Source organism: Streptomyces sp. H27-C3 (assembly GCF_030063415.1).
Taxonomy (GTDB): domain Bacteria; phylum Actinomycetota; class Actinomycetes; order Streptomycetales; family Streptomycetaceae; genus Streptomyces.
On the sequence record NZ_JASITA010000016.1, the window covers coordinates 80,946 to 98,529 of the forward strand.

Consider the following 17,584-nt stretch of genomic DNA (forward strand, 5'->3'; position numbering starts at 1 on the left):
CCACGGTGGGCCGTGCTCCGAAATCCGTTCCGGCAGGTGCCCGCGCGACCGTATCCGGACGCGCCGACAGCCCGTTCCCGGCCCGCCCTAGCGGTCCCGGAAGAAGGCGGTCAGCTGAGCCGAGCACTCCGCTTCGAGTACGCCGGCGACGACCTCGGGCCGGTGATTGAGCCGCCGGTCCCGTACGGCGTCCCAGAGCGACCCGGCCGCGCCCGCCTTCTCGTCGAGCGCGCCGTAGACCACCCGGTCCACCCGGGACTGGACGAGCGCCCCCGCGCACATCGTGCACGGCTCCAGCGTCACGACCAGTGTGCAGCCGGTCAGCCGCCAGCCGCCGAGCTTCCCGGCCGCCCTGCGGATGGCCAGAACCTCGGCGTGCGCCGTCGGGTCGCCCGTCGCCTCGCGCTCGTTGTGGCCCGCGGCGAGCAGCGAGCCGTCGGGAGCCAGCAGGACGGCGCCGACCGGCACATCGCCGGCCTCTGCCGCCCGTGCCGCCTCGTCCAGGGCGAGACGCATCGGCGCCTGCCAGGGATCACGTACCGGGTCGGGTACTGGATCAACTACTGGGTCGGGTGGGGCATCGGTATCGGTATCGGCATCGGGTCGTGGGTCGGGTGCCGGCCGATCAGGTACTGGATGAGCCGCGGCCACTACTGGACGGTCTCCAGTACGTCGGCGGCGCCCAGGACGTCGGCGATCTCGGTGAGCGCATCCGTGTCGAGCGCCAGCAGTTCCTTCTCGGACAGACCGAGGTCCACCAGGACCCCCGCGTCGCCGAGCGGGCCCGCCGGTACGACAGCACTGTCGCCCGGCGTGCTCTCCTCCCCGTTATCCTCCACTTCCGTTTCCTGGTCCGGCTCGCCGTCCTCGGTCCCGTCGAGGTCGACGAGTTCCTCCAGGGCGTCCGGATCCTCGGGGTCGCGGCCGAGCAACTCGTCGGTGAGCAGGATCTCCCCGTACGAGGAACGGGCGGCCGCGGCCGCGTCCGAGACATAGATACGCGGATCCTCCTCGCCGTCCACCCGGACGAGGCCGAACCATGCGTCTTCCTGCTCGATGAAGACGATCACCGTGTCGTCGTCGACCGTGGCCTCTCGGGCCAGATCGGTCAGGTCGGACAGGGTCTCCACATCGTCGAGCTCCGTGTCGCTCGCTTTCCACCCGTCTTCGGTGCGCGCGAGCAGTGCGGCGAAGTACACCGTGACTCTCCCACTGGTCTTGAGAAGTGCCGGTTGGAAGTCCTCCCGGCCGGAGGGTGTCGCTGGGCGGGGGAAACCGTTTTGCAGCTCCGGGCCCTGCCCACTCGGAATCGTGGCAGAAACGAAGGCTGAGCGAGAGGTCTTCCGCTCTTGCGTCGTGTACCAGTCCTGACGGATTCGCATCGGAGCCCCCATCGAGTCCCCTCGGTTTCCCGAGCAGGAGTCCCCGGCGAGGGTGCCCGGCAGGGGCTCAGCTTGGGCTCAGTAGACGTCCGGCAGGCGCTCGGGTAGGCCCCTCGGGCCTGCTGGGCGGCCGCTACCAGCGGAAGGTGCGCATCCGCATCTGCTGACGCATCCGCGCGGCGCGGGCCGTGCGCGGCTTCACCCGGTCGCGCAGCTCCTTGGCCTCGTTCAGTTCGCGCAGGAAGTGGGCGCGTCGCCGCCTTCGGTCGGCCTCGCTCTCCGGCTTCGGCTGCTGGTCCCGCGTCTGCTCGGGCTCTTCCCCGTCCCGCATCGGCCACACCACCCCACGCTGGGTACTCGTGCACCCCACCTTCCCCCCGGACAGGGGGTTGATGCCAGCGCAGCGAGGTCTTGGGCCCGGTTACTGTTGTGGGCATGCGGATCAATGTCGTCGACCACCCGCTGGTCGCGCACAAACTCACCACGCTGCGCGACAAGCGCACCGACTCTGCGACCTTCCGGCGCCTCGCCGACGAGCTGGTCACCCTGCTCGCGTACGAGGCCACCCGGGACGTGCGCACCGAGCAGGTCGACATCGACACCCCGGTGTCGAGGACGACGGGTGTGAAGCTGTCCTACCCGCGCCCCCTGGTCGTACCGATCCTGCGGGCCGGCCTCGGCATGCTCGACGGCATGGTCCGGCTGCTGCCGACCGCCGAGGTGGGCTTCCTCGGCATGGTCCGCAACGAGGAGACCCTGGAGGCCTCCACCTACGCCACCCGGATGCCGGAGGACCTCTCCGGCCGCCAGGTGTACGTGCTGGACCCGATGCTGGCCACCGGCGGCACCCTCGTCGCGGCGATCCGCGAGCTGATCAAGCGCGGTGCGGACGATGTGACGGCGGTCGTGCTGCTGGCCGCGCCCGAGGGCGTGGAGGTCATGGAGCGCGAGCTCGCCGGTACGCCGGTCACCGTGGTCACCGCGTCGGTCGACGAGCGCCTCAACGAGCACGGCTACATCGTCCCGGGCCTCGGCGACGCGGGCGACCGGATGTACGGCTCGGCCGAATAGCCGGTCCGCACATCAGCAGTGCCGGTCCGTACGTCAGCGGTACTGCTGACGTACATCGGCGGTACCGCCCCGTACGCCGGCAGTGCTGTCCCGCACGTCAGCGGTCCTGAGCAGTACTTCAGCACTTCGCGGAGGGCGCGGGGGCGGGCCGGGCCAGTGCGGCCAGGGCCGCGTCCGCGTCCTTCTCCGTGTCCAGCTTCTTGAAGGCCGTGCCGAGGATCATGTCGACCTCGGTGCCCGTGCGGGCGTCGGCCTTCTGCTCCGCCTTCTTCAGCTGCGTCCCGAGAACGGGCAGCACGCCGGCCACGTCCTTGGGGGCGCCCAGCAGTATTCCGGTGCCCTTGACCTTCTTGTCGTACTCGGAAGGGGCGTTTCCGACCTTGCCGATGGCGAAGCCGCGCTTCTTCAGCTCGTCGGCCGTCTCCTTGGCGAGGCCACCGCGCGGCGTCGCGTTGTAGACGTTGACCTTGATCTTGCCCGGTTGGGGCAGGGTCTTGGCCGACGCGGTCGACGTCGATGGGGAGGCCTGCGGCGCGGAGGGCTTGCAGTCGTCCTTCTTGCGGCCGGACGCCGTGGTCTTCTTCTCACCGCCCGTGAAGACGTCGATGAGCTGCAGTGTCCCCCAGCCGACCAGGCCGAGGGCCAGGACCGAGGCCACCACTACGAGGACGATCCTGCGTCGGTGACGAGGGCGGCGCATACGCGGGAACTTGTCGCCCGTGATGCGGTACTTTCCGCCCATGCCCGGGGGAGTCAGCATGCTCATGGGCGCAGCGTAGTGCGCTCATAAGGCGATTCCTACTAAATGATCAACGACTGACCGGCACTCCAACCCAAAAGGCCCAATTGGGGGTTGACCGGGCGCACCGAATGGAGCACCGGGCGGGGCCCGAGGCGGGTGCCCCGGCCGCTCGGTGGTGCGTCGGGCGGCGCGGTCAGATGCCGTCGAGTTCGAGGACGCGGGCGTGCAGCACCTGGCGCTGCTGGAGCGCGGCGCGGACCGCGCGGTGCAGTCCGTCCTCCAGGTAGAGGTCGCCCTGCCACTTCACGACATGCGCGAAGAGGTCGCCGTAGAAGGTCGAGTCCTCGGCGAGCAGCGTTTCGAGATCCAGCTGGCCCTTGGTGGTGACGAGCTGGTCGAGGCGGACCGGGCGTGGCGCGACATCCGCCCACTGGCGGGTGCTTTCCCGGCCGTGGTCGGGGTATGGCCGGCCGTTTCCGATGCGCTTGAAGATCACACGGAAAGCCTACCGGGCAAGCGCCTCCGGGCGCAGCCATGAGGCAGGGGTGCAAAGGTCGTATTCAGCGTCAGAACGGGAGCAAATCATGAGCGGAAGTACCCCCTCCGGTGACTCCGGCGGTTCGGCTGACGATGTGGCGGCCATCGCCGCGGGTTACGCCTTCACCGGACCGGCCCTCGAACTGGGCGCCCTGCTCTGGGAGGGCGCGTGTCTGCCGGATACCCAGATCCGCATCCCCCTGTCCATGCTCAACCGGCACGGGCTCGTCGCCGGGGCCACCGGCACGGGCAAGACCAAGACGCTCCAGCTGATCGCCGAGCAGCTGTCGGCGCAGGGTGTCCCGGTCTTTCTGGCCGATGTGAAGGGCGATGTGTCGGGTATTTCCGCGCCCGGTGAGGACGGCGAGAAGGTACGCGAGCGGGCCGGCCAGGTCGGGCAGACGTGGGAGGCGACGGGCTTCCCCTGTGAGTTCTACGCGCTGGGCGGGATCGGGCCCGGCATCCCGCTGCGGGCCACGGTCACCAGCTTCGGCCCGGTGCTGCTGTCGAAGGTGCTCCAGCTCAATCAGACGCAGGAGCAGTCCCTCGGGCTGATCTTCCATTACGCCGACTCCAAGGGCCTGGAGCTGGTGGACCTGAAGGATCTGCGGGCCGTGGTCGCCTTCCTGGTGTCGGACACCGGAAAGGCCGAGCTCAAGGGCATCGGCGGGCTCTCGTCGGTGACGGCCGGGGTGATCCTGCGGGCGCTGACGGCGTTCGAGCAGCAGGGCGCGAGCGACTTCTTCGCGGAGCCGGAGTTCGACACGAGCGAGTTCCTGCGGTCGGCGCCGGACGGGCGGGGGCTGGTCTCCGTACTGGAGCTGCCCGCCGTGCAGGGCAAGCCGCAGCTCTTCTCGACGTTCCTGATGTGGCTGCTCGCGGACCTCTTCAACGATCTGCCGGAGGTCGGCGACCTCGACCGGCCCAAGCTGGTCTTCTTCTTCGACGAGGCGCATCTGCTGTTCAACGGCGCCTCGAAGGCGTTCCTGGAGTCGATCACGCAGACGGTGCGGCTGATCCGTTCGAAGGGGATCGGGATCTTCTTCGTCACGCAGACGCCGAAGGACGTGCCCGGGGACGTCCTCGCGCAGCTCGGCAACCGGGTGCAGCACGCGCTGCGGGCCTTCACCCCTGACGATGCGAAGGCCCTGAAGGCGACCGTACGAACTTTCCCCCATTCGGAGTACGACCTCGAGGAGTTGCTGACGGCGCTCGGCACCGGCGAAGCGGTGATCACCGTCCTGAGCGAGAAGGGCGCCCCGACCCCGGTCGCCGCGACCCGGCTGCGCGCGCCCGAATCGCTGATGGGCCCGGTCGACGCGGCGGCGCTGGAGCAGTCGGTGAAGGCGTCGCCGCTCTACGGGCGGTACGCGGAGCCGGTGGACCGCGAATCGGCGTACGAGAAGCTCACGGCGAAGCAGCAGACCGCGGACGCGGAGGCGGTTCGGGTGGCGCTGGAGGCGGAGCAGGCGAAGGAACGGGCCGACGCCGCGAGCCAGGCGTCGCGGCCGCAGAAGGCCAAGAAGGGGGATGCGTCGCTCGCCGAGCAGGTGGTGGACAGCGGCGTCTTCACGTCACTGGCCCGGTCGATCGGGACGCAGCTGGGACGCGAGATCTCCCGGTCGATCTTCGGGACGGCACGGCGGAGGCGGTGAGGTGAGGGGCGGGGCGAGAAGGTGAGGGGCGGTGAGGTGAGGTGACGGGCGGTGCCCGGAGCTGCTGTGCGCCCGGGGCGGGGAGGGGGTGGGGCGGGGCTTTCTGGCGGCCCTCCGCCCGTCCCCGCCCCTCCCGGCGCACCGCCTGGGGCTTACGACCTCGGGGGCGTGGATCAGCGCTCCATTGCCCCCGAGGTCGTAATCCGTGGGCCATGACGCGGACTATTCCGCGGCCTTCTTGGCCGCCTGCTTCGCTGCCTGCTTGAACGCGCGGACCTTGGCCAGGGACTCCGGGCCCGTGATGTCCGCCGCCGAGCGGTAAGCGCCCGCGTCGCCGTACGCTCCGGCCGCCTCCCGCCAGCCCTTCGGCTTCACCCCGAGCTGCTTGCCGAGGAGCGCCAGGAAGATTTGGGACTTCTGCTTGCCGAAGCCGGGCAGCTCGTTCAGCCGCCTCAGCAGCTCCTCGCCGGTGGCGACATCGCGCCACACCGCACTCGCGTCGCCGTCGTAGTGCTCGACCAGGTACTGGCACAGCTGCTGCACGCGCTTGGCCATGGAGCCCGGGTAGCGGTGCACTGCGGGCTTGGCCGACAGGAGCGACGCGAAGGCCTCGGGGTCGTACGCGGCGATCTGGTGGGCGTCCAGGTCGTCGCCGCCCACCCGCTGGGTGATCGTGTACGGGCCCGCGAACGCCCATTCCATCGGCACCTGCTGGTCCAGGAGCATGCCGACCAGGTCGGCGAGCGGGCTGCGGCCGAGCAGTTCGTCGGCCTCCGGCTGCTGGGCGATTCGCATGACGGTGCTCATCCATCCATGGTCGCCCACGACCGCCGGGACCGGCCAGCGGAGCCCATGGCACCTGCCTCACTCACCCGCCCCGCTCACCCGGGCGGCCCACCTCCGCTGGTCGCAGCGGGTGGACACCACCGGCTTCATCAAGGGCGGCCACCTCACCGTCACCACCGGGGCCGACGGCTCCACTGCCACCTGCACCGTCACTGTGGACGGAGGGAAGCCGAGGACCTCCACAGCCAGCGGCCGTTCGCGACCGCCATCTGTGACGGCTTCCGCAGCCGTCCGCAGCCGTCCGCAGCGACCCGGCCGGCCGCTACCCGCCGACGTACTGCCGCAGGTGCTCCGCCGTCAGTGTCCGGCCGGTCGCGACCAACTCGGCCGGGGTGCCGGTGAAGACGACCTCGCCGCCGTCGTGGCCCGCGCACGGGCCCAGGTCGATGAGCCAGTCGGTGTGGGCCATGACGTCGTACTCGCGCCGGATCTCCCGACCGTGCTCCCGACCGTGCTTCCGACCGCCCCCTGGGCGAAGTTCGGACGTTCCTCGGCTGCTCCGGGCTCGATTTCCCTGGGCGGCCTCGGAGTTTTCGGCTATATTCGGCCGTTCGCTACCGATTCGGACCGCACTTTCCACCCGCTCCTGCGACGTGACACATGCAAGAGGTGAGTGCGCTCGCGCATTCAGGCGCATCCTTGGCCCTGCGATCGCACTACCGGGGAGGGGTACAAGGTGGCCTTTGTGGGGCACGATGACGACATATCACTCTGTGCCGCCCCAGACCCCGGTGGCGCGGCGCGCAAGCTCCGTCACCGGTTCCGCGTAGCGGTCGGTGACGCCTCAAGCCTGAGCAGAATGCCGGGGGTTGGCCATGGGTGTCGACGAGATCACTTTTTTTCTGAGGGACCGCACGATAGGTGCGGTACTGGTAATCGAGCTCCACGGTGAGCTGGACATCTGGGCGACGGTCGTGCTGTGCGAACGGGCGGAGGCGATCTGTGACCGCTCCCGCCCTGACGTAGTGGTCGATCTGCGCCCCGCGACTTTCCTCGACGCGGGTGGCCTGCGGCTGCTCCTGCGGATCCGGGCCCAGGTGGCCAGAAGGAGAGGCAGCCTTCGGCTCGTGCGCCCCATCCCCAAGGTGTGGCGCGTGCTGTGGATGACGGGCCTGGACCAGGCGTTCACCGTCATCGACGTCCTGGAGGGCCAGCCGATCGTGTCGGCCGAGGCAGTCCACCGCGGCGATCACGGCCTGTCGGCCTGATCGCGCTCCTGCGCGCGGGCGTTCCTTGCCGCCGCCCCGAGGGCGTACGAAGGTGACTGTGCGCCCTCGCCCGGGCAGGGGGGCACCACCCATGACCGTCCGTGCCGTACGCGAGCCTGTTGCGACGGCACCCGGCGGAAGGCCGTTCACCGTGGTCGCAGCGATCAGACTGACCGATCGGGAGTGCCGGGACGTTCGCGCGAGCCCTGGCGGGGCGGCTCGCGGTGGCCTGCCGAGGGGTGCCGTACGTCGAACTGGTCGGCCTGCTCTGCCTGGACGGTGACGCGGTGGCCCTGGCCTCCGGGTCCGGCACGATCGCCCGGCTGCTGCCCCCAGTGGTTTCGCCCCGGCGCCAGGTTGTGCTCCAGGCCGACGACCTTGCCGCGCAGCGGCGTTCGGTGCAGGCCATCACGGTGGTGGCCCGGCCCCGCTGGGGGGTGGACGTCGGGCGCGCTGGCCGTATCGCGTCCGGAGGGCCCGGCCCGTACGCCGTCACCGGCGTAGCTTCGAGCAGTGCGCAGGAAGCGCATGGTACGTGCATGTTGAGGTGCATGTGAGGTGCATGTGAGGTGCATGTGAGGTGCATGTGGGTGACGTGGAAGGTGCGTTGGTCGCGGCCTTCCCCGGGGCCGCATGGGAACCACGGGGGGAGGAGCTCCCGCTCCGGGGAAGACCGCTGCCCTGCCACGCGGGTCTGCGGAGCAGGGGGTATCGATCGGACCGGCGCGATCGGCCCGGCCCTGGAAGTGGTCTGTGCGGCTGGTGTGGCGGGAGTGCCGGGCGGCTCCGTCGGCGCAGGGCCGCCCCTCGGTGAAGGATGAAAGAGGCTCGCGGCAGGCTGAGGCGCCCCCTGCGCCATGCGGTGTACCTGTCAGGGGCAACGCTTGCATCCCTGTACCGATCTCCTTCCGGGGCCTGCGGTCCGAGCCGACCACAGGCACCGTCCTGCGCGGTCGCTCGTGCGTGTCCCCACCCCGGTTCGTTGGTCGCGCGGGCGCACGGCGGAGCCGATGCGCTGCCGGGGTCTCGGGCAGTGTCACCTTAGAGCGACGTGACGGATGCGAACAGTCAGGCTTCGGCCATGTGTTGGGGCGTATTTAAGCTTGCCTCAGTGCTCGCCCCGTGTGTTCACCCGAGTGCGGTGCCCGCGTACGGATCCCGCCCCTCCCGGATCGCCTCGACGAGCCCGGCCAGATGCTGCTGCACCGCGATGAAGAGGCTTGGGCCGAAGGTCACCCTGGCCACGCCCGCCGCCGCCAACTCCTCGAAGGACAGAGGGTTCCCGGGCCCGTACGCCACATTGACGGGCGCGCCGATCCCCGCCACCAGCGAGCGCACCGCCTGGTCGGACAGGCCGGAGACGGAGATCGGATAGACGCAGTCGGCGCCTGCGCCTGCGTCGGCGTACGCCCGGCCCCGGGCCACCGCCTCCGCCAGCCGTGACACGTCGGCTTCCGTTCCTTCCCCGGATCCGGCTCCCTGCGGGAAGGTGTCCACGCGCGCGTTGATCACCACATCGGGCGCCGCCTGCTGGAACGCGGCGAGGAAATCGGCCTGTTCACGTACGTCGACCAAGTGGCCCGTGCACGGGTCGGAGTCCTCCAGATTGCAGCCCACCGCGCCGCTCTCCGCCAGCCGCGCGGCCAACTCGGCGGGCGGCAGGCCGTAGCCGCGCTGCCGGTGGCGACGGCCGGGAATTCGGCGGCGGCCACGGTACGGGCCGAGGCCGCGTCCCAGGCGTTGGGCGTCGGCGGTCTACTCGCCTCCTTCGACTGGCGCTGGGTGTTCTTCGCGCCGGTCGTGCTGTCCTTCGTCATCCTGCTGGCCGCGCTGGCGTTCGTGCCCAAGTCACCGCGCCCGGACCGGACGGGCGAGAGCTTCGACGTGGCCGGTGGAGTCACCATCACCGCCGCCATCGTGCTGCTCGTGCTCGGCGTCGAGCGCGCCAGTCACACGGGAATCGGCTGGACCCTGGGCACGCTCGCCGCGGGACTGGCGTCTCTCGCCGTCTTCGTGGCGATCGAACGCCGGGCGAACTTTCCGCTCGTACGCCTCGGAATCCTCCGCAACGGTCCGCTGGTCCGCGCGAACATAGCCGGGCTGCTCTTCGCCGCCGGTTTCTTCGGCTTCCAGTTCCTGGTCGTCCTCTACCTTCAGGAACTGCGCGGCTGGTCGACGCTCCAGACCAGCTTCGCGATGATCGTCATCGGCATCGACGCGGTCCTCTCGCCCACCCTCACCCCCAAGCTGGTCGCCCGGTTCGGCAACGCCCGGGTGATCTTCGGGGGGCTGCTGCTTGCCGCGCTCTCGTACGGGCTGTTCCTGCCGGTCGGCGCGGACTGGACGTACCTGGCGATGTTCCCGAGCCTCATCATCCTCGGCCTCGCCTTCGCGCTGGCGTACGGCCCGCTCACCATCGTCGCCACCGAGGGCATCGCGGAGAAGGAACAGGGCCTGGCGGGCGGGCTGCTCTATACGTCCTTCCAGTTCGGCGCGGCGCTCGGCCTGTCGACCGTCACCGCGGTCAACGTCGCTGCCAGCGCGTCGAGTTCACCCACCGCGACGCTCGACGGCTACCACGCCGCCCTCGTCGTGCCGCTCGTCGCGGCGCTGCTCGCGGCCTTCGTCAGTGCCTTCGGGCTGCGGACAGGGAGGAGTAGGACAGTGGCTGGTGCTGGTGCTGGTGCTGGTGCTGGTGCTGGTGCTGGTGCTGGTGCTGGTGCCGAGGGCCTCACCGAGGCCCCTGCGACTCACTGACCCAGCGCAGGGGAGAGGTCCGCACCGGACCCACAGGCCGACCAGCAGGTCTCCCCCGAAGCCGAGCCCGAGGCCGTCGCCGAGCGGGAGCTCTGCGGGATGGTGAACGGGCTGGCCCGCCAGATCGGGGACCATGTGCGCGAGCGCGCCACGAAGCTGGAGCTCACGGCCCCCAGGCGACCGCGCTGCGCGAGATGACGGGTCCGATGACGATGCGGGACCTCGCCGAGCGCATGAGCTGCGAGCCCTCCAACGCCACCTTCGTCGTCGACAAGCTCGAAAAGCTCGGCCTGATCGAGCGCCGCCCGCACCCCACGGACCGCCGCGCCAAGCAGCTGGTCCTCACCCCGGAGGGCGTCGCGTTCCGGGAGCGCCTGATCGGCCTCCTGGTGCAGGACTCCCCCTTGGCGGGCCTGACCCACCAGGAGCAGTCCACCCTCCACGACCTGCTGAAGCGGGCCGTGGTCCCCAGCCGATTGCGCAGGCCTGGTCACACCGGCTGATCACACGGGCGTCAGGCGGCCATGAGCGCGGCGGCCTGCGCGCGCGCCCGGTCCAGCCAGGCCGCGCGCTCCGCGTCGGTGGAGTCGGTGACGGTACGGAAGACGACCCGGCGAATGTCCTCGACCCCCGTGTACGGCAGGACGCAGGCGGCCCAGATCCGCTGGAGCGGGTCGCCGAACTCGCTCCCCTCGCGGTCGGCGGGGGTGTCGGACGTATTCAGCACCAGGGCCCGGCCGGCCTTCAGCAGCCCGGCGGGCTTCCCGGCGGCCCCGCCACCCAGCTTGTAGGCGACACCGGGGACGAGCACGCGCTGCATCCACCCGGTGAGGACGGCGGGTGGCATGCCCCACCAGTTGGGATGGACGAAGACCATGGCATCGAGTGCCGCCACCTCCGCCCGGTGCCGCGCCACCTGCGAGTCCTGCGGGAGTAGGGCCGGGAGGACCGTGTCTGTCTCGTCGGCGGACAGCACCGGGTCGAACCCTTCGGCGCAGAGGTCATGGGCGAAGACGCTCGCCCCGCGCCCGCGCAACTCCTCGACCACGGCGTCGAAGAGAGCGTGGTTGAAGCTTCCCGGACGGGGATGAGCTAGATAGACCGCGATACGCACCATGATTCACCCTTCCCGGCTGTCCCTGACTGTCCCTGACTGTCCCGGCTGTCCCCGGCTGGTCATCATTGTCGGCGGGGCCGGGGTCCGGGTCGTGCGGAGTCGGCTTGATCAGGTGCGCGACCGGGTGGGTGACAGGGCGTGCGATCAGGCGCGTTGGCCGGGTGCGGTGACGCGGATCTTGGACTGGCCGTGCGGGCGTGTCTCCCAGTCCTCCATGAAGCGGGCGGTGAGGCCGCGCTTCTCGGCCAGCCGGATCAGGGTGTCCGTACGGTAGTAGAAGTCCTCGCGCAGGACCTGGTGTTCAACGCCCTCGGTCCGGTCGAAGGTAAAGTCGAAGTAGCCGCCGGGAGCCAGCACCCGTCCCACATGGGCCAGGCACTCGTCGATGATCCCGATGGGCGAGTGCGAGAACACGCTGCGCGCGTGCACCACGTCGAAGTACCCGTCGGGCAGGATGCCGAGGGTGAGGTTCTGCGTGATCGTCAGATGCGGGAGCCTCTCCTGGAGCGCGTACCTGGTCACCGTCTCCTTGGCGGACACCAGGATTTCCGGCGGGATGTCGATCCCGTAGTAGTGGCCGGGGGCCACGTACTCGATGAAGTAACGGCCCGCACGGAGGTTGCCGCAGCCGATGTCCAGCATGCGGTGCTCGCTCCGGAGGCCGTGTTCCGTCAGACAGTCGAACTGCATCTGCCCGAGCGCCAGCCAACGGTCGTGGCTCCTGCTGCCCACCGCCGCCTCGGGGTTACGGGCCGTGTCCGAAGTCATCACGGCCCGGTAGTAGGCGACATGGTCCGGGTGCTTGAGGCTCAGCCACCTGTCACGGGCCGAGCGCCGCAGACGGGGGACGACGCGGGCCGGGTCGCGCAGGGCATAACCGACGCGGTGGGAGAGGGCGGAGCGATTGGCGGAAAGCGACTTGGCCGTCTTCCTCGGCATGGGCTTCCTTCGGGTGGTGGGGGGGCTTCGGAGAGGTGCTCGGGCGACGGGCTCTGGCGAGGGTCTTCGGCAGATGGAGCGCGGCGCGGGGCTCAGGGCTTGCAGACCGCGCCCGGCTCCGCCGTCGCGGGCGCCAAGAGCTGGGGGACGGTGACGAAGGTGTAGCCGCGCTCCTTGAGCGCGCTGATGATCCCCGGGACGGCCGGCACGGTCCCGTCGTAGATGTCGTGGAGCAGGATGATGCCGTCGCGCTCGGAGGCGTCGAGGACGCGCCGGGTGATGAGGTCCGAGTCGGTCGTGGAGTAGTCCTTCGCGGTGGCACTCCACAGCACCTGTGAAAGCCCCAACTCCCGGCTGATCCGGGACACTTCCTGCGTGCCGAGAACAAGCAGTTGGGGCAGGCGCTGGTCAGCCACGCGGTGGTCGACCAGGCATGCGGGATGGTGATGGCCCTGGCGCCGTGTTCCAGGCAGGGGGCCTGGAACACGGCTGGTGGACGTATCGCAGCGCTGCAACATCAAACTCAGGGACGTAGCTGTGGCCCTGGTCGCCACCACGGAGGGCAAGAAGCTCCCGCAGGAGATGCAGCGGGAGTGGCGACGTACGTTGTGGCGCCTTCGCGCGGCGTAGCGGCGGTGGCTGCTCGCACGTCCTCAGGCGGCCACCGGTCAGCGTGTGAGCCCGCAGGGCCGTACGGCGAGGACAGCCGCAGGGCCGGTGGAAAGGGTAACCGAGGAACGGCTGCCGGGGGGGTGGGCACGAGGGCTATGCTGCGATGGACGTCCCAGACCCCGGCGTCGCCCATGCTGTTGTCGTGCTGGTGCCCGCGGGGAGTGGACGATTCGTCTGGACTGCCGCAGGCCCACCTTCGAGGCGAAGCCGGCCGGGTTCACCGCCCTGGAAACAGGGCTGCCATCCGTCCTTTCTGCCTGACCTGTAAGGCATCCGACCACGAGGAAAGCGTGCCGGGTGTGGCCGAAAGCCTCAGGCCACTCCAGCGCTGCACCAAGTGGTCACAAGAACTGAGGCACCATGCCTGTTTCTGTCAAGCTTGAACCTCCACCGGCACGACCGGGGAAGCCACGCGACCACCACTCTGGCGGGTGAACTTGACCTGGAGACGGCACCCTCTGTGCGCGTGATGACCGAGGACTGTCTGCGGGACGGAATCCGTGCGCTCGACATCGACCTGACCCTCCTCACCTTCTGCGATGTCAGCGGCCTCAATGCCTTCCTGACCGCTGCTCAGCTCACCACCACAGCCGGCGGGTGGCTGCGGCTGCGCCACCCGAGTCCGATGCTGACCCGCCTCCCGGATCTGACCGCCACCGGCTTCCTCCTGTACGACCGGCCCCTGGTACCCGCGCTGTCTGTCGCCGTTACGGACGACCTGGCAGTCGCGCGTCCCACGTCGCTGGCCTCATGACGGGTCGGGGAGCACGACCAAGAGCCAGCCCGACCCAGCCGGCACGGGGCGAGGTGGTGGCGGGTGATCAGTGACCGCATGGTCGGGGTTCTGCGCCTGCTGCAGTCCGACGACGGCTCCGGCCAGGTCGCTGATGTCACCGCGGCCGGCGCCGCCGCCCTGGGCGTGGACGGCCTCGCGGTCTCCCTGGTCACCGAGGGCGACCTCACCGAGCTCCTGTGGTGTTCGGACGCGGCGACACGCCGCTTCGAGGACCTTCAGCTCACCCTCGGGGAGGGGCCTGGGCCCGACGCGGCCCGCACCGGTGCGATGGTGTGGGTGCCCGACCTGGCCGGCGTTCGCCTTGCGCGCTGGCCCGCGCTGGCCATGGAGGCCCTCGGCCTGCCTACCCGTGCGGTCTTCTGCTTCCCGATGGGGATCGGCGCGATCCGCACGGGTGTCCTGACCGTCATACGCGTCACCCCGGGCCCGCTCACCGCACAGCAGACCGATGACGCGCTGATCCTGGCCGACGCGCTTACCGCCCGGTGCCTGAGCGGTGGCGAGACACCCGTGGACGTCGCCGGCACTCTGCAGCACGCCGTGATCCACCAGGCGACGGGCATGGTCAGCGTCCAACTCGCCCTGCCCCTGGCCCAAGCCCTTCTTCGGCTGCGCGGGCATGCTTACAGCAGTGGGCGCTCCATCACCGACATCTCCCACGACGTGGTGGACCGGCGGCTTCGTCTGGGCCGCAACGGCAACGGCAACGGCACGCCCCCGACCGTCGTAGACAAGGACTGATCGACATGCCCCGCGAACAACGGCTCACCGAGGTCTTCGTGGAAGTCGCGGACTCCCTGACCGACGACTTCGACCTCATCGACTTCCTCCAGCAGCTCTCGGTGCGCTGCATGGAACTGCTGGACGTGGCGGCGGTCGGCATCCTGCTGGCAGACCAGCACGACAGGCTGCAGACCATCGCCGCCTCCGACGAACACACCCGGCTGCTCGAACTCTTCGCCCTGCAGCACGGCCAAGGCCCCTGCGTGGAGTGCTACAAGAGCGGCCGGGCCCGCACCAACATCAGCCTCACCGATCCGAAGACCACGGCGAACTGGCCGCAGTTCGCCACCCGCGCCCACGCGACCGGCTTCGTGGCCACCAACGCACTCCCGCTACGGCTACGCGGCCGCGTGATCGGCGCACTCGCCCTGTTCCAGACCGACCCCAACCCCCTCACTGATCAGGACGTCACCCTCGCCCAGGCCCTGGCAGACATCGCGACCATCGCCATCCTGCAACAGCGCACCCTGGACCACAGCCACATCGAGCGTGCCCAACTCCAGTACGCCCTCACCAGCCGCATCGTCCTGGAACAGGTCAAGGGCATCCTCGCGGAACGCTGGAACATCTCGGTCGACGAGGCGTTCACCGCCTTCCGTTCGTACGCCCGCGCCCACCGACGTCAGCTCGCACAGCTCGCGCGCGAGATCGCCGACGGCGACTTCGACACCACCCTGATCCCCCACCCGGCCATCGCACCTCCCCGGCGCTGAGCGGCGCCTCATGTGCGCGCTTCGTGGCAACGGCATGACGGATGCGAGCACTCATACGGCATGAACGGCGCTCGATGGGGGGCATGAGACCAGAGCGTCGGGACGTACGCCTCCGTGCGGATCTCGTCCAGGAGATCCTCGGGAATCGCCATCGTTACCTTCTTCGCCGCCATACATACTCTCGGTATCGCGCTGCTTACTCGTGCGCTCAGTCCCGGGGGCTGCCCGGCCCGCACTCGGCACGCAGGCGCGTGTACCCGGAGATGATCTCCTCGGTGTCGCCGTCGAAGGGGGTTCCGTTGGCCGGATCGGGGTTCGGTCCGGTCGGCGGGGTGGCTCCCAGCCTGGCGCTCAGGTCGACGGTCGCCGGAGCCACCGCTGTACGGTCGCTCGTGTTCCGGCGGTGCGACACGCCGACGGGCAGGCGTGGAGGCGGGACCGGGGCGGCGGCAAGGCGCCATTGGGCTCCGAACCGGAACCGGTACTGCACGTGCCCCAGAATGGCGCATTGCGAGGGACGCCCGCCTCCGGGGGCAGAAACCCGCTTTTGAGAGAAGGCGATGTCCTGTGGCTCGGCCCGTCGACGGGAAGCCGAGGGGGCGAAATGCCGCTCATGTCAGCAGTGAATGAGACCAGGACTGAGACCGAGGCGCGCCGAGAACCCCGGCCGCTGAGCGGTCCGGGGTTCTCGTTTCGCCTGTTCAGGCGGGTGCGGAGGAAACGAGATTCGAACTCGTGAGGGGTTGCCCCCCACACGCTTTCCAAATGTTCGTCTGGGGGTTCCGGGGCGTACAGGAGCGTTGCGTTCTGACCTGCGATGCAGCGGATGCGGGTGGGGTCTGTGAACGGTGCTGTACGCAGTTGAACGCGACCAGAACTGCAACCAGCGGGGCCCAAGCCCTTGCTCACGCCCTGCGCCAGGCGCTGAGTAGTTCCTCAGGACCGTACGCCGCTTGGAGCCCGGAACAGCTGGTCCCGTTGCGGGAGATCGCCACGAGCGGTACCGGCTCATCGGTGATCGCTGCCCGGTGCTTCTGCAGCGCGGCCAGGTCATGGCTGTCGAACGTGGAGTTCTCCAGCCACTTGACCGAGCCGAGGAAGAGCAACTGTTTGGCCACTGGCTGCCGGTCGGCGCCCACCAGGTCGATTTCGACATCGTTGCTGCGGGTCCAGTACCCGCCGATCGCCGGGGCGCCGGGCAGGAATCCGTCCGGCAGGAGACGGGCGAGGGACTCCCGGACCAAGGGCTCGATCGCGCGGCCACGCCAGCTCGTCCACTGCTCCTTGATCCGGCTCAGGGTGAGATCCCCCCTCATTCGCTCGATCTCCGCCATGTGCGGATCCAGGAACGCGAGCCAGAACCGGAGATAGGGGTCGGCCACTCGATAGCGGCGCTCCTTCGACGGTCGCAGTGAGAGGGGCAGCTCGGCTGCCACTACGCGTTTCTCGGTCAGGACATCCGTGGCTCGCGTGAGCGTGGTGTGGGCGATGCCACCGGCGGCGCGCGCGATGTTGGTGAAGGTTCGCTCCCCTGTTCCGATGGCCCGCAGGACTTCCCTGCTCATCGCCTGCGGTGGAAACTCCGCGGCCAGTGAGCGCTCGGCGGAGACCAGCAGCGCCGAGATCGGGTTGCCCAGCGCCTCGCTGAGGAACTCCCAGACGTCCGCTCCGGCCCGCCACTCCGCGCAGATCAGCGGGAGACCACCCGTGATCAGGGCGGCGTCGAAGGCAGCCGCTGGGGGAAGGCTGAGCATCTCGCCGATGTCGGCCGGGTTCAGCGGCCCCACGACCATTTCCCGTCCCCGCTGATGGAAGGGGCGGTCGTAACTGTTCAGGGCCTCCATCATCGACAGGTCGGACCCGACCAGGAGGAGGAGTACGGGTTTGCGGCTGAGCAGGCGGTCCCAGGCCCGCTGGAGCATCCCCTCGAAGGCGTCGATGCGGTCCATGAGGTACGGCACCTCATCGATGACGACCACGCTCGGGCTGTCGTCGGGCAGGATCTCCGCAAGCAGCCTGAACGCCGCATTCCACTGCGCCGGGGTCTCCTCCGAGAACAGTTCCCGCTCCGGCAGGGTGGATCTGGCGACGGAGTCAAGCAGCTCCGTCAGTTCGTCCTCCGCTGTGCCGCCCGCCGCGGTGAAGAAGAGGTGCGGTGTCTCCGTGCGCCGGAGGAACTCCTCGACGAGGCTGGACTTGCCGACCCGCCGTCTTCCCCGCATGAGGATGCATTGCCCCGGTTTCGCCGACCCGGCGGCATCGCCTACTGCTTGGAAGGCGTTGCGGAGCACGCTCAGCTCGCGGCCCCGCCCGATGAAACGATGCATGGGGTACCCCCGTAGGTGATAGTAGCGATAGGGATACTA

General features: G+C 69.6%; 21 protein-coding genes and 2 pseudogenes. 10 read left to right on the forward strand and 13 right to left on the reverse strand.

What is annotated here, in order from left to right:
- Nucleotides 1-87 precede the first annotated feature (87 nt).
- From tadA to QMK30_RS18090, 3 genes are all read right to left on the reverse strand, one after another.
- Nucleotides 88-516 carry a tRNA adenosine(34) deaminase TadA gene (tadA, locus tag QMK30_RS18080; protein ID WP_283519254.1) on the reverse strand — a complete coding sequence of 143 codons (429 nt, stop codon included), beginning with the start codon at nucleotides 514-516 and terminating at the stop codon, nucleotides 88-90.
- A 134-nt stretch (nucleotides 517-650) separates the two neighbouring features.
- On the reverse strand, nucleotides 651-1,199 hold the full coding sequence (locus QMK30_RS18085) for a tRNA adenosine deaminase-associated protein (RefSeq protein WP_283519255.1): 549 nt from the start codon (nucleotides 1,197-1,199) through the stop codon (nucleotides 651-653).
- A gap of 316 nt (nucleotides 1,200-1,515) precedes the next feature.
- Nucleotides 1,516-1,713: a hypothetical protein gene (locus QMK30_RS18090; RefSeq protein ID WP_283519257.1), complete on the reverse strand. Its 198-nt coding sequence runs from the start codon at nucleotides 1,711-1,713 to the stop codon at nucleotides 1,516-1,518.
- A 104-nt stretch (nucleotides 1,714-1,817) separates the two neighbouring features.
- On the opposite strand from QMK30_RS18090, the gene upp reads away from it, so the two are divergent.
- Nucleotides 1,818-2,453, forward strand: a complete 636-nt coding sequence (gene upp / locus QMK30_RS18095) for a uracil phosphoribosyltransferase (protein WP_283519260.1) — start codon at nucleotides 1,818-1,820, stop codon at nucleotides 2,451-2,453.
- 118 nt (nucleotides 2,454-2,571) lie between these two features.
- On the opposite strand, the gene QMK30_RS18100 is transcribed toward upp, so the two are convergent.
- Together QMK30_RS18100 and QMK30_RS18105 are read right to left on the reverse strand one after the other, a co-directional pair.
- On the reverse strand, nucleotides 2,572-3,219 hold the full coding sequence (locus QMK30_RS18100; protein ID WP_283519262.1) for a LytR C-terminal domain-containing protein: 648 nt from the start codon (nucleotides 3,217-3,219) through the stop codon (nucleotides 2,572-2,574).
- 169 nt (nucleotides 3,220-3,388) lie between these two features.
- Nucleotides 3,389-3,691 carry a type II toxin-antitoxin system VapB family antitoxin gene (locus tag QMK30_RS18105; RefSeq protein WP_214921385.1) on the reverse strand — a complete coding sequence of 101 codons (303 nt, stop codon included), beginning with the start codon at nucleotides 3,689-3,691 and terminating at the stop codon, nucleotides 3,389-3,391.
- An 88-nt stretch (nucleotides 3,692-3,779) separates the two neighbouring features.
- On the opposite strand from QMK30_RS18105, the gene QMK30_RS18110 reads away from it, so the two are divergent.
- Nucleotides 3,780-5,387, forward strand: coding sequence for a helicase HerA-like domain-containing protein (locus tag QMK30_RS18110; RefSeq protein WP_283519266.1), 1,608 nt, complete (start codon nucleotides 3,780-3,782; stop codon nucleotides 5,385-5,387).
- A gap of 222 nt (nucleotides 5,388-5,609) precedes the next feature.
- On the opposite strand, the gene QMK30_RS18115 is transcribed toward QMK30_RS18110, so the two are convergent.
- On the reverse strand, nucleotides 5,610-6,194 hold the full coding sequence (locus QMK30_RS18115; protein ID WP_283519267.1) for an HhH-GPD-type base excision DNA repair protein: 585 nt from the start codon (nucleotides 6,192-6,194) through the stop codon (nucleotides 5,610-5,612).
- A 301-nt stretch (nucleotides 6,195-6,495) separates the two neighbouring features.
- On the reverse strand, nucleotides 6,496-6,642 hold the full coding sequence (locus QMK30_RS18120) for a hypothetical protein (protein ID WP_283519389.1): 147 nt from the start codon (nucleotides 6,640-6,642) through the stop codon (nucleotides 6,496-6,498).
- A 406-nt stretch (nucleotides 6,643-7,048) separates the two neighbouring features.
- Between QMK30_RS18120 and QMK30_RS18125 the strand changes: the two genes are divergently transcribed.
- Nucleotides 7,049-7,441 carry an STAS domain-containing protein gene (locus tag QMK30_RS18125; protein WP_283519269.1) on the forward strand — a complete coding sequence of 131 codons (393 nt, stop codon included), beginning with the start codon at nucleotides 7,049-7,051 and terminating at the stop codon, nucleotides 7,439-7,441.
- Between the two features lie 239 nt (nucleotides 7,442-7,680).
- On the forward strand, nucleotides 7,681-7,998 hold the full coding sequence (locus QMK30_RS18130) for a hypothetical protein (protein ID WP_283519271.1): 318 nt from the start codon (nucleotides 7,681-7,683) through the stop codon (nucleotides 7,996-7,998).
- A 571-nt stretch (nucleotides 7,999-8,569) separates the two neighbouring features.
- Here QMK30_RS18130 and QMK30_RS18135 read toward each other — a convergent pair.
- Nucleotides 8,570-9,058 carry an isocitrate lyase/phosphoenolpyruvate mutase family protein gene (locus tag QMK30_RS18135; RefSeq protein WP_283519273.1) on the reverse strand — a complete coding sequence of 163 codons (489 nt, stop codon included), beginning with the start codon at nucleotides 9,056-9,058 and terminating at the stop codon, nucleotides 8,570-8,572.
- On the opposite strand from QMK30_RS18135, the gene QMK30_RS18140 reads away from it, so the two are divergent.
- Nucleotides 9,017-10,198 carry an MFS transporter gene (locus QMK30_RS18140; protein ID WP_283519274.1) on the forward strand — a complete coding sequence of 394 codons (1,182 nt, stop codon included), beginning with the start codon at nucleotides 9,017-9,019 and terminating at the stop codon, nucleotides 10,196-10,198. The genes QMK30_RS18135 and QMK30_RS18140 overlap by 42 nt on opposite strands.
- 99 nt (nucleotides 10,199-10,297) lie before the next feature.
- A pseudogene (locus QMK30_RS18145) lies at nucleotides 10,298-10,701 on the forward strand (MarR family winged helix-turn-helix transcriptional regulator).
- An 11-nt stretch (nucleotides 10,702-10,712) separates the two neighbouring features.
- On the opposite strand, the gene QMK30_RS18150 reads toward QMK30_RS18145, so the two are convergent.
- The 3 genes and pseudogenes from QMK30_RS18150 to QMK30_RS18160 all read right to left on the reverse strand — a co-directional run.
- Entirely contained in the window at nucleotides 10,713-11,315 is a 603-nt protein-coding gene (locus QMK30_RS18150; protein ID WP_283519276.1) for an NAD(P)H-dependent oxidoreductase, read from the reverse strand.
- 144 nt (nucleotides 11,316-11,459) lie between these two features.
- Entirely contained in the window at nucleotides 11,460-12,254 is a 795-nt protein-coding gene (locus QMK30_RS18155) for a class I SAM-dependent methyltransferase (protein WP_283519278.1), read from the reverse strand.
- A gap of 92 nt (nucleotides 12,255-12,346) precedes the next feature.
- Nucleotides 12,347-12,622: pseudogene (locus QMK30_RS18160) on the reverse strand (polysaccharide deacetylase family protein); the annotation flags it as partial.
- 124 nt (nucleotides 12,623-12,746) lie between these two features.
- Here QMK30_RS18160 and QMK30_RS18165 point away from each other — a divergent pair.
- From QMK30_RS18165 to QMK30_RS18180, 4 genes are all read left to right on the forward strand, one after another.
- A complete protein-coding gene (locus QMK30_RS18165; protein ID WP_283519280.1) occupies nucleotides 12,747-12,884 on the forward strand; it encodes a hypothetical protein in 138 nt (45 codons plus the stop codon).
- 421 nt (nucleotides 12,885-13,305) lie between these two features.
- Complete coding sequence (locus QMK30_RS18170; RefSeq protein ID WP_283519282.1) at nucleotides 13,306-13,680, forward strand: STAS domain-containing protein; 375 nt, start codon at nucleotides 13,306-13,308, stop codon at nucleotides 13,678-13,680.
- A 63-nt stretch (nucleotides 13,681-13,743) separates the two neighbouring features.
- The gene (locus QMK30_RS18175) at nucleotides 13,744-14,463 is read left to right on the forward strand and encodes a hypothetical protein (protein WP_283519284.1); all 720 of its coding nucleotides are present in this window, start codon (nucleotides 13,744-13,746) and stop codon (nucleotides 14,461-14,463) included.
- Nucleotides 14,464-14,468: 5 nt separating this feature from the next.
- Nucleotides 14,469-15,218, forward strand: a complete 750-nt coding sequence (locus QMK30_RS18180; RefSeq protein WP_283519285.1) for a GAF domain-containing protein — start codon at nucleotides 14,469-14,471, stop codon at nucleotides 15,216-15,218.
- A gap of 208 nt (nucleotides 15,219-15,426) precedes the next feature.
- On the opposite strand, the gene QMK30_RS18185 is transcribed toward QMK30_RS18180, so the two are convergent.
- Together QMK30_RS18185 and QMK30_RS18190 are read right to left on the reverse strand one after the other, a co-directional pair.
- A complete protein-coding gene (locus QMK30_RS18185; protein ID WP_283519287.1) occupies nucleotides 15,427-15,594 on the reverse strand; it encodes a hypothetical protein in 168 nt (55 codons plus the stop codon).
- A gap of 529 nt (nucleotides 15,595-16,123) precedes the next feature.
- Nucleotides 16,124-17,545, reverse strand: coding sequence for an ATP-binding protein (locus QMK30_RS18190; protein ID WP_283519289.1), 1,422 nt, complete (start codon nucleotides 17,543-17,545; stop codon nucleotides 16,124-16,126).
- Nucleotides 17,546-17,584: the final 39 nt, after the last annotated feature.

Coding starts and splice junctions, on each gene's coding strand:
- tadA (WP_283519254.1), bottom strand. CDS start 516: ATGCGTCTCGCCCTGGACGAGGCGGCACGGGCGGCAGAGGCCGGCGAT.
- QMK30_RS18090 (WP_283519257.1), bottom strand. CDS start 1,713: ATGCGGGACGGGGAAGAGCCCGAGCAGACGCGGGACCAGCAGCCGAAG.
- upp (WP_283519260.1), top strand. CDS start 1,818: ATGCGGATCAATGTCGTCGACCACCCGCTGGTCGCGCACAAACTCACC.
- QMK30_RS18100 (WP_283519262.1), bottom strand. CDS start 3,219: ATGAGCATGCTGACTCCCCCGGGCATGGGCGGAAAGTACCGCATCACG.
- QMK30_RS18110 (WP_283519266.1), top strand. CDS start 3,780: ATGAGCGGAAGTACCCCCTCCGGTGACTCCGGCGGTTCGGCTGACGAT.
- QMK30_RS18115 (WP_283519267.1), bottom strand. CDS start 6,194: ATGAGCACCGTCATGCGAATCGCCCAGCAGCCGGAGGCCGACGAACTG.
- QMK30_RS18120 (WP_283519389.1), bottom strand. CDS start 6,642: ATGGCCCACACCGACTGGCTCATCGACCTGGGCCCGTGCGCGGGCCAC.
- QMK30_RS18125 (WP_283519269.1), top strand. CDS start 7,049: ATGGGTGTCGACGAGATCACTTTTTTTCTGAGGGACCGCACGATAGGT.
- QMK30_RS18150 (WP_283519276.1), bottom strand. CDS start 11,315: ATGGTGCGTATCGCGGTCTATCTAGCTCATCCCCGTCCGGGAAGCTTC.
- QMK30_RS18155 (WP_283519278.1), bottom strand. CDS start 12,254: ATGCCGAGGAAGACGGCCAAGTCGCTTTCCGCCAATCGCTCCGCCCTC.
- QMK30_RS18180 (WP_283519285.1), top strand. CDS start 14,469: ATGCCCCGCGAACAACGGCTCACCGAGGTCTTCGTGGAAGTCGCGGAC.
- QMK30_RS18190 (WP_283519289.1), bottom strand. CDS start 17,545: ATGCATCGTTTCATCGGGCGGGGCCGCGAGCTGAGCGTGCTCCGCAAC.